This window comes from Massilia genomosp. 1 (assembly GCF_011682185.1).
Classification (GTDB): Bacteria; Pseudomonadota; Gammaproteobacteria; order Burkholderiales; family Burkholderiaceae_D; genus Telluria_A; species Telluria_A rubra.
The window spans coordinates 1-9,186 of record NZ_WHJF01000163.1 but is presented as its reverse complement, the minus strand read 5'-3'; the positions used below and the strand labels follow the sequence as shown (position 1 = coordinate 9,186).

Here is a 9,186-nt window from a genome sequence, read left to right as displayed (position 1 = left end):
CATCGAGACTTGCCGCAAGCGGGCCGTTTCCTCCTGGGTCTACATCGCCACTGTGATCGCCGCCGCCAGAAAGGGCGTCGCCACACCCTCGCTGCCGCCGATTCCGTCCGGGACGTGAACGGTTACCAAGCAACTGGTTAAAGTGCCGAAGACGCTCGAATCCTACATCAGAAGAGCGAAGCGTCCAGTCCAGTTGCGACCAATAAAAAGCAGCATCATCGGCATGACGTAAGACTAGGGCGTTTATCACGGGAAACGTAAATGATGAGGCAGTCATAATTTTGAGGTTTATCTTACTTTGTCTATAATTTTATAAGTAGCCGGGGCTTACAGTCCGCATGCGGAGTGTTTAATTCGCCAATCAAATTATTTATCTGGCAAAACACACTATTTCTTGCAATAAATATTCTCAAATAAACTTTCTTATCCATTTATGCTGCTTCACTTAAACACGTTCAGAGTAATACATACTCCGAAATTCACTGCTTCGTTCAGGGATGTTCAGTAGCACGCGTTGACCTATGCCTGTCGTATTAATTCACCCTCCAGATCAGAAAATCAAAAGCTAGACGAGTCTATTTATTTATCGAAGTTCATTATAGTCAATTATTCTTTTCCATTCGTTTCCATCGTGTACTGCAGCTCCCCTTTCGCCGGCAAGTAACATCACCCCATCGCCAACGGATAGATTTCCGGAACATATCTTGATGCCTGCGGGAACGGAAGCCGGGATAAGGTGGTTATTTTTAATAGTCCACAGACCATAGTCTGAAGTACACCATAACGTATCTTGGTGCCATACCATATCTCGAAATGGCAAAGAGAGATTGCTTTCTGCAATCATCGACCATTTATTGCCTCGTCCCTTGAATACATTTCCTGACTCCGCACCGATATATACAAAACCATCTTCGCCACAACAAACAGAATGCAAATCCATATTGCTGGGAAATGGAATTTGCTTCCAAATATTTCCATCGAAATACCATACATCTCCTTTTCCACCGACGGCGTATATATCGTTGGTAGAAAAGCCATCTAAATCTTTAAATCCGAATGGATCCAAAAAGTGCTTGCTAGTAGGCAGGTCAGTGTGATATCGCCATTCATTTCTTTCAACACGCTCGATGACCGTCCGGCCTAGTCCACATCCATAAAGACGACCATCAATCGTTCGTAAGCGAGAGATGCCACCTCTGAGCAGGAATTGATCAGCACTAGCATTAGCAAGTTTAAGCTGGGAGGATTCTGATCCTTTGAGGTCGTCTTCAAAGTCGTCTTCTCCCGCGCCCATAACATATACATGATCATTCATCGATACTCCGATAAATTGCTCTTTTGGATGTCGCGATACGCCTGCTGTCAACCTGTGCATACTAGTAAGGGCCACATGGTCCCATGGGTCTATCTCGGGCATGTTCACCGAAACAACGATCCTCGTGATTGCCTCTGTTCGATAATCTTCGACAATATTTTCCAACACATAATAGAAGATTTCTTTCGATCTGACTACACAGTCAGTTAGGATAAATCCAGAGAAATGTTCTTCATATGATTCCTGATCAAGTTTCATATACAATCCTTATATGGTTCTGGCACTGCCGCGTTTGGATTTTTTTGGTAATTTTGGTATTTTTTTAGGTGTGGTGGGGGTGGTTCCCCCGCAAGGACCCATCCCGCCGCGGGGTTTTATGTTATTATCGCACTTTCCTTTGTAGTGCTGATCAAGTTGCAACTGTAAGCATTCCGCATTGCAAGCTGGTTTAAAGTTTTCCTGATGCGTTTTAATTGCTGTTTCGCTGGCTTCCTTATATGTGATACTGTCTTTTCCAGGATTTTTTCTTCGAAAAATGTCCATAGCGCTATCCATGCTCTTGTGCATCGCCCCATGACTTCCAGCTTTATTAGACGTGCCTTCTACACAAACCACCGGCGCACTTAAGTGGAAATAGTCAGTGTATTTTTTGCAATTATCTTTGTGGGGCTCCCACTTCTTAGTGTTTTTATCATACACTTGCTGTTCAAACATTTCACGCGGTAGGAGGTGATGTCCGGTTTGGCCTGGACAGCATCCGTCACCGAATTCTTTAGCTTTGGGAGCACTTGTACTCTCCATTCGGACCAATTGACAACGCTTTGCCTTTAGGCAAGAATTAGTCTTTGCCAGTAGCGTCATTCCTTCAGCAACCCCTTCGTCTGGGCTTTTAGCAAGCCTCGCGAGCGCTTCTTCCAATCCTTCTTTGAGCGCTATTGCTTCCGTTACTAATGCTAGAGCCGCAGCACCTTCTGGGCCTGCTAAGACGGCGATTTCGTAAGCTGTGTGAATGGCGTCGGCATAGGTCCAAGCCGCCATTGCCATCTCTAGCGCAGCTCCAATGGTACCTCCGGAGGCAATAAAAGCAGCTACTCCAACTACGTTTTTTCCGATGCTGCGTAGTATAAAGCCTATTATTTTAGTCTTTGCTGCATCGCCAGCTTCCCTAATAGCGACCTTTGCTAGGTTCATCATCGCATCTTTGATCAGCTTCCATTTCTGGTCCTTCAGCTTTTTTAAAGCGTCTGCATATTTTTCTGGAAACCCACTCAGATCAGCCAAACCCTGCGGCTTTATCCACATACCATCGCAGTGAGAGTCTAGCCATGCATTTTCGTCGCTGCGTTCATAGCCAACGCGACCGATCTTATCGATAGCCTCAGTAGCTTCCGAAATCGCTCCCAAAACGCCACCTTTTGACTTTTTCTTCTTTAACCTCTCAGTATCTTCTTTTTCTTCTGCGTCAGGCTTGCAATTTTTAACAATCTCCTCTCTATTTTCCTTGCAACTTTCAGAAGTCTTGAATATTGCTAAATATGATCGTGCTCGTGCGTTATTTGCACCCGCGAATGTTTTGGGAGGTTTGGCGGGTGCGGCGTTTGACGTCGCAAGATTCACATTTTTTTTATCAGTGGCAACAGGCTTATCCTTATTGGAGGCCTTTCCTGATCCGGATTTTCGAGGGGCCATATATTATAGGTGATTGTGGGTCATCGAATCAATGTGGCGGCAAACGTTTAACCCCTCCACTTTCACATCAGATGACCAGTTCGTGAAAAACGCTTTACCCTTAATCGTATGGCTCGACACACCCATACCTAGATTTCGTGTGGCCGGTTCGTTGCCCACGCTGTTACCTAAATAAGATATATCGCGGAGTGCCATTGGCGTGCCACAAATAAAGACGGTGCTCGAACCGTCAGCGAGATCTTTAGCGTACGCAGTGTTAACGTATGGAATCGGAACTGGTCCACCAGGCGGAGCAGGAGGGCTTAGACAGACATCCGGTGCTGCTATTGACATTCCATCAGCCGCTTTGGAACAAATTTCGTTATCGTTTGCATAAACATGTGTTTTCATCCTAGAGTTCTCCTTGGTAGCGTAAAGTTACTGCACAGCGTGTGCCATCGTCATTTGCGAGGTGCAATAATCCAATATTGCCAGGGCTTAGTGCGCGATCCGCCATTTCGGCCGAGAGCCAGGCTAGCATCGCCGGCCCAGTAGCGGCGCCAATCTCTCCGAGTTTGTCCGAAAGCGTCAAGTGGGCTAGTTTGTGCTCACCGAACATTATCCTTGTAATGGCATTCGTCGCATCATTGGCGAAAAAATCTTCACCGTTCTGATCACTGATGCGGAAATTTACCTCCGCCGGTACAATCTTCGCCTGTCTAAATGCTGTGCGTACAGCTTTGGTCAGTCCTTCTCCCCGACTTGGTACGCTGCCATCATGTCTCCCACTTTCCTCCGCACTACCAACGCCGGTAATGTGAACCCCCGCTACGGTATGTGATGCAGAGCGGAGCAACACGGCGGCAGCGGCTTCCCCAGGAATAAAGCCGTTACTATTTCCACGTGTAAATATTCGATCGTCCTTTAAATAATTGTTAATATCTGCGGCTTGCAAGTAGCTATCCATGCCAATGAGTAATACTTGTTCCGCATCTTGATTTATTAGATACCCCGCAGACTTAAGCAGTGCATTACTCAATCCAGTGCGGCCTTGATTAATAACCTCTATTGTTTGAGATCCGGTGGGACGTGAAATCGGAATTGGAATTATATCCTCCATTACCGAATTCATGACTTTAAGTAGCTGCGCCTTATGATCGGCCCAGACAGCGTGAGGCCGAGCCAATTCGGCACTTAAGGCGATAATAATCGTACGCTTAGCGTCGAATAGTGCCGAGGGGTCTTTCATCTTTTGGGCACAATCCCGTATGGCATATTCTACCCATCGATATAGGCGATACTCTCCATAAATATCATCGGGAAGCATTGCAACGTTAATAGGCTGCGATAAATTGTCATGGAAGTTGCTTTCCCTAAAGTGGTCAATGTTAGCGTTGATGGCACACAGAGCAGCGTCTAGGTTGTATCCGACAGCACAACATAGACCGGTAGCCGCAATCAGCAGGCTATTTTTTGCACCAGACATGTCCATTTTTTTCTCGCTACTCATGATTCCCTCCCGGGTGATATGAAGCGCTACCTGGGGGCGTGCAGTTCGTGCAATCGCTAATCCCGAGAGATTTATCGCGCCACCATTGTGCGCTGATTGGCCCAACCGCGATGGTAATGAATTCCTGCACGCGCCGCCTGACCGGCACATTCGTTCGCCATACTACGCTGAAACGTCCTTCATCAGGTTCAAAATAGATGGTATCCGCAACTGCTGTGGGCTCCTCTACAGTATAGTCGCTGCGCAGAATCCGCACTTTCATATTATCTAATCTAGGCAGATTAAATCGAACATTTTCCCTACCTGGCATCATGTTGCGTAACACAACTTGTTCATTGCCAGTTGGATGTGGCATTTGTTGATCACTTGGTGCGCATTGATTGAATTGCTCGTCAAAATCATATGGTAGGAACGGAAAAACATCGTTTTGCCACTGCTGATCGTAGGTTCCGGCAAAACTCGGGCGAGGTTTCCAATGACGCGCAATAGCTGAAAATGCGATCGGAACTTGCTTGCCGTTCGGTCGCGTTATAGGGTCATCTAGCGCTTCTAAGCTCGGAGCAAGCTCCCCGGCCACTTCGCCGTCTACCCGCGAACTGAAATATCCGATACCCGAAGGATTTGCAAGTTGGCAGTCCGTTAGTAATTGGGAGTTTTTAACCCAACCTTTTTTGTACGTGCGCGTACCCCCGAAGGCCATCCCGAAATGCAGCGGCATTTTCAGGAACGATTCAGGGGCGGTGATCGAAAATAATCCAAGGCGCTTTCGCCAAAAGCGCCGTCCATATACCTTGAGTCCCTTTCGCAGTGGGCCGACTTGCCATGCCACTATCAATTCACGGATAGGGACTCCATCGGGTGCATATGCATGTGCATTAAATAACACATCGCAGCGGGGTTTGAACCGTGCCATGTCAGCGCCATAAAGCATAGCGCTCTCTCCAGGTTCCCCCACGAACACATCAGCCTGTTCGATGGCCTGCGGCGGGAGCGGACGCGGACGCTGCCCTGGAGCCGGTATCTGCCAAGTACTCTTGATTACAACAACAAGATGGTCACGCCCGGTTGTGTCAGCTATAAAACTGATATCCGCGGAAAAATGCTTGGAGCCAACGACAATTTCCACACTATCCCTTCCATTCAAAATAGTTTTTGACGACGCTGCCCAGCGGGGTGCTCCATGCAAGGGGAGCGAAGCGCTTGGCATTCGACCGGAGGAGTTTACGTAGACACCTGTCAACGTTAGGGACTGGAGCCTGCCATATGCTGCTGAAAATAGTGATCTGCTGGTAGCGGTTGCTCACTACCAGTGCTTGGTTCATGTGGAGGTGAAAATATTTGCTTCCTATGGTGACTTGCATACGAAACCCAAGATGTTAATTGATATTTACCGAGCCGCCCATAATGCGCTGTGTCGCGCTGGCACGGCTGGTAATGTACGTGCCGCGCAACTGAATGCGGCCATCTGCGCTAAGGATCAACGCCGCTTCGCCGCAGCGCAGTTCGATCTCATGCTCGGCGGTGAGTACCACGCGTTCGCCGTCGAGCAGCACGTCGGCAGGGGCGGGCGCAGGCGCCGCCAGCATCAGTCCCAGGATAATCGGCTGCATCGGATCGCCGCCCTCGAAACCTAGCGCCAGCGCTTGTCCAATATTGCTCGGGTCGAGCGGGCTGATGCTGCGGGCGCGGATGCGGCTCAGGCCGAACGTGGCGATGCTGACCAAGGCGCCTCCGTCGGCGCCAATACCGTCGAAGGTACCCACGGCAATGCCGTCTGCGCGTGCGGGCCGCTGCGGCGTTTGCACGATCACGTCATGCAACAGCCCGCTTGGCTGCGTTGATTCGGTGACCGGCAGGCTGCTGCCGGCTTCAGTGGCTTGCTTCATCAGTTCTCCAGAATTTTCTTGCCTTTCAGGGTGATGTTTCCATCTGCCTTGAAGGTTTGTTCGTCAGTGGTTCCCACGCTGAACGTGTGCCCGTTGATGGTGATCGTGCCGTCGGACTTCATCACCATGCTCGCCTTGCCCACCGTAATGGACAATTCATCGCCCGCTGTGATGGAATACTCATTGCCCACCTTGGTCACCTTGTGCGTTCCCACAATGGTGGCCATCGCCAACCCCACGTTCAGGTCATAGCCAAGCCCCACGTTTTCCATGCGCACCATACCGACGTTCTGGATCGACGCAAGGGCAATGGTTTCGGTCTTCATCTTGGCCACGGTGATGGTCCACGCCCCACCGATGCTATCGGTCTCGTTCTGCACCACGGTCTTGGTCCGGTTCGCCCCAATCGTGATGGTCTCGTTGATCCCCACATCCTCGGTCCGGTTGTCGCCGATGCTGATGGTCTCGTCATGATCGACCCGCTCCTTGCGGTTGTTGTGCACCGTAATCGTTTCATCGCGGTCCACGGTCTCCGTGCGGTCTCGCTTGACGAGGGTGGTCTCATCCCGGTCGATGGTCTTGCGGCGATCGTTCCCAACCCACTTGTCCTCGTCGTGCTCGACCTCGGTCAGCTGGTCTTTCTCGGCATGCAGCCACAACTGTTCCTGGCCCTTTTTATCCTCGAAACGCAAGGCATTGGCGGTGTTGTAGTTGCCTTTCGGCGTGGAACGCGTCAGCACGCCGCTCTGGGTCTTGTTCTCAGGCAGCGTCCACGGCACCATGGTGTCTTCGTTCGGCACCATGCCGGTCACCAACGGCCGGTCCGGGTTGCCGTCCATGAACTGGACGATCACTTCCGAGCCGATGCGCGGAATCGCCGTCACGCCGAAGTTGGCGCCCGACCACGAGGTAGCCACGCGGATCCACGCCGAGCTTTTCTCGTCGTATTCGCCGATGCGGTCCCAGTGGAACTGCACGCGCACGCGGCCGTATTTGTCGGTGTGAATCTCTTCGCCTTTCGGCCCCACCACCAGCGCAGTTTGCAGCCCGTAGATCTTCGGCTCGATGCTGTTGTAGCCGCGCCCCGGACGCCATGGAATCTGCTTGCGGATGCAGGACACGCGGTTTTCGTAGTACGAGGGCGTTTCCACATTCACCTGGTAATTGTTGCTGGCCGTGTGGCGCACTTCCAGGATCAGGAAGTTTTTCGAGCCATCGTCAAAGTGTTCCGTCAAGGTAAAGCTGCGGCCCGGCATGGCGTAGCGGTCGTTGCCGGCGCCTTCGAAATGCTTGCCGGACGCTTCGATTTCTTCCAGCCGCAAGCGGGTCTTGGCGTCGCCGTCGCCGGCGTCCTTGAAGCCGTAGGCGCCCACGTATTCGTACACTTCCTTCTTGAGCACGTCACCTTGTTCGTTGACCGTCGGCAGCTGGGTCTTGACCGGTTTCGGGCTCTTGAAGTTGAAGCTGGACAAGGCGTACTTGGCCGGCACCAGGCGCCGCACCGGCGTCCATTCGCCCAGCGCATCGTCTTCCTCGGCGCCGGCGGCGCGGTTGAAGGGGATGTGGGCCGGGCCGTCGATTGGGGCGGCCGCCGTCGAGTCGTCCGACAGGATCAGGGTGTGGCCGGAGGCGGTGTGCTCGTACCAGTAGAACCAGCCTTTTTCTTCCCAGCGCCGGTGTACGTAGTTGTAGTCGGACTCGTCGTACTGGCAGGCGTCCTTCATGACCGGGTCCGGGCCGCCGACCCGGAACTCGCTCTTGCGCACGCCGTAGTCGCCGAAGATGTCGTCGGTCTGGTCCTTGACGGTCATGTTGTGGAACAGATAGTTGTCGCGGCGCAGGCGCAGGTAGGCCAGCCACGGCAGCAGGACCATGTCGTAATAGACTTCGCCGCCGTCGGCGCGCACGCGGCGGAACTCGAACACGTAGCCGTTGAAGTAGCGCTTGCTGTTGTCTTCGCGCACCAGCTCGACGGTGGCCATCTTGCCCTGCACATCCTTGAGGGCGATGTTGGGATCGTCGCTCAGGCATTCGACGGTGAAGTGGAAGTCGCGCGACAGGCCTTCCACCGCGTCGATCCGGTTGGCCACGAGGCTGGCGGGGCCTCCGCTGGGAAAGTTCAGGCGCAGCAGGCGGTTGTTCTGACGGGTCATGCGGGCTTCCTTTGGGTGGGCATGTGACGTTGCATGGATATTATTTTCGAGCTGCGGCGGCGGGCGCGGGAACGCTTGCCGTTTTGCCGGCGAGATGCTGTTCCAGGCGTTCGACCAGGGCGGCATGGCCGCGCCGGCGCGCGCAGGCGAGGGCGTCTTCGCCGCGCTTGTTGCGCAGTGTCGGGTTGGCGCCTTCGGCGAGCAACAGGTTCAGCAGGTCGAGATTGCCGGTCGACGCCGCCATGTGCAGGGCGGTGTCGCCTTGCCCGTGCGGTGCATCGAGCGGGACGCCTTGCCGCACCAATCGCGCGGCCAGCGCCATCTGGATGGCGTGCTGCGGCGGCGGCGGCAGCGCTTGCAGCGCCAGGCTGTGCAGGGCCGTGCGGCCGCCATCGGCCACCACGCGCGGATCGGCCCCGCGATCGAGCAGCAAGGTGGCCATCTCCAGCGGCGGCGTGCCCAGCGCGTAATCCAGGGGCGTGCCGCCGCTGGCGTCGCGCGGACTGTCGGGCCGGGCGCCGGCGTCGAGCAAGATCGTTACGGTCAGGGCGTCGCCGCCGGCCACCGCCGCCAGCAGCGGGCTGATGCCGGCGTGGCAGATGTTGGGGTCGTCGCCCGCATTGAGCAGTTTTTTCAGCAGGGCGTGGCGGTCCT

General features: G+C 53.3%; 8 protein-coding genes. All 8 read right to left on the bottom strand.

All coding sequences use genetic code 11. The features are described from left to right. Positions 1-583: 583 nt before the first annotated feature. Positions 584-1,573 (bottom strand): WD40/YVTN/BNR-like repeat-containing protein, encoded by a 990-nt coding sequence (locus F1735_RS37010; RefSeq protein WP_167240692.1) that lies wholly within the window; start codon positions 1,571-1,573, stop codon positions 584-586. Between the two features lie 9 nt (positions 1,574-1,582). Next, positions 1,583-3,004, bottom strand: a complete 1,422-nt coding sequence (locus F1735_RS31455) for an HNH/endonuclease VII fold toxin-2 domain-containing protein (RefSeq protein WP_167240690.1) — start codon at positions 3,002-3,004, stop codon at positions 1,583-1,585. 3 nt (positions 3,005-3,007) lie between these two features. Continuing rightward, positions 3,008-3,337 (bottom strand): DUF4150 domain-containing protein, encoded by a 330-nt coding sequence (locus F1735_RS31450; protein ID WP_229506060.1) that lies wholly within the window; start codon positions 3,335-3,337, stop codon positions 3,008-3,010. A gap of 58 nt (positions 3,338-3,395) precedes the next feature. Next, positions 3,396-4,493 carry a hypothetical protein gene (locus F1735_RS31445; RefSeq protein ID WP_167240686.1) on the bottom strand — a complete coding sequence of 366 codons (1,098 nt, stop codon included), beginning with the start codon at positions 4,491-4,493 and terminating at the stop codon, positions 3,396-3,398. Further along, positions 4,486-5,619 carry a DUF2169 family type VI secretion system accessory protein gene (locus F1735_RS31440; protein ID WP_167240685.1) on the bottom strand — a complete coding sequence of 378 codons (1,134 nt, stop codon included), beginning with the start codon at positions 5,617-5,619 and terminating at the stop codon, positions 4,486-4,488. Before F1735_RS31440 ends, F1735_RS31445 begins: the two co-directional genes overlap by 8 nt. Before the next feature lie 250 nt (positions 5,620-5,869). Continuing rightward, positions 5,870-6,379 carry a DUF6484 domain-containing protein gene (locus tag F1735_RS31435; protein ID WP_167240683.1) on the bottom strand — a complete coding sequence of 170 codons (510 nt, stop codon included), beginning with the start codon at positions 6,377-6,379 and terminating at the stop codon, positions 5,870-5,872. Continuing rightward, positions 6,379-8,532: a type VI secretion system Vgr family protein gene (locus F1735_RS31430; RefSeq protein WP_167240681.1), complete on the bottom strand. Its 2,154-nt coding sequence runs from the start codon at positions 8,530-8,532 to the stop codon at positions 6,379-6,381. Before F1735_RS31430 ends, F1735_RS31435 begins: the two co-directional genes overlap by 1 nt. A 40-nt stretch (positions 8,533-8,572) precedes the next feature. Continuing rightward, positions 8,573-9,186 (bottom strand): ankyrin repeat domain-containing protein (locus F1735_RS31425; RefSeq protein ID WP_167240679.1); only part of this gene is annotated, 614 nt, incomplete at its 5' end.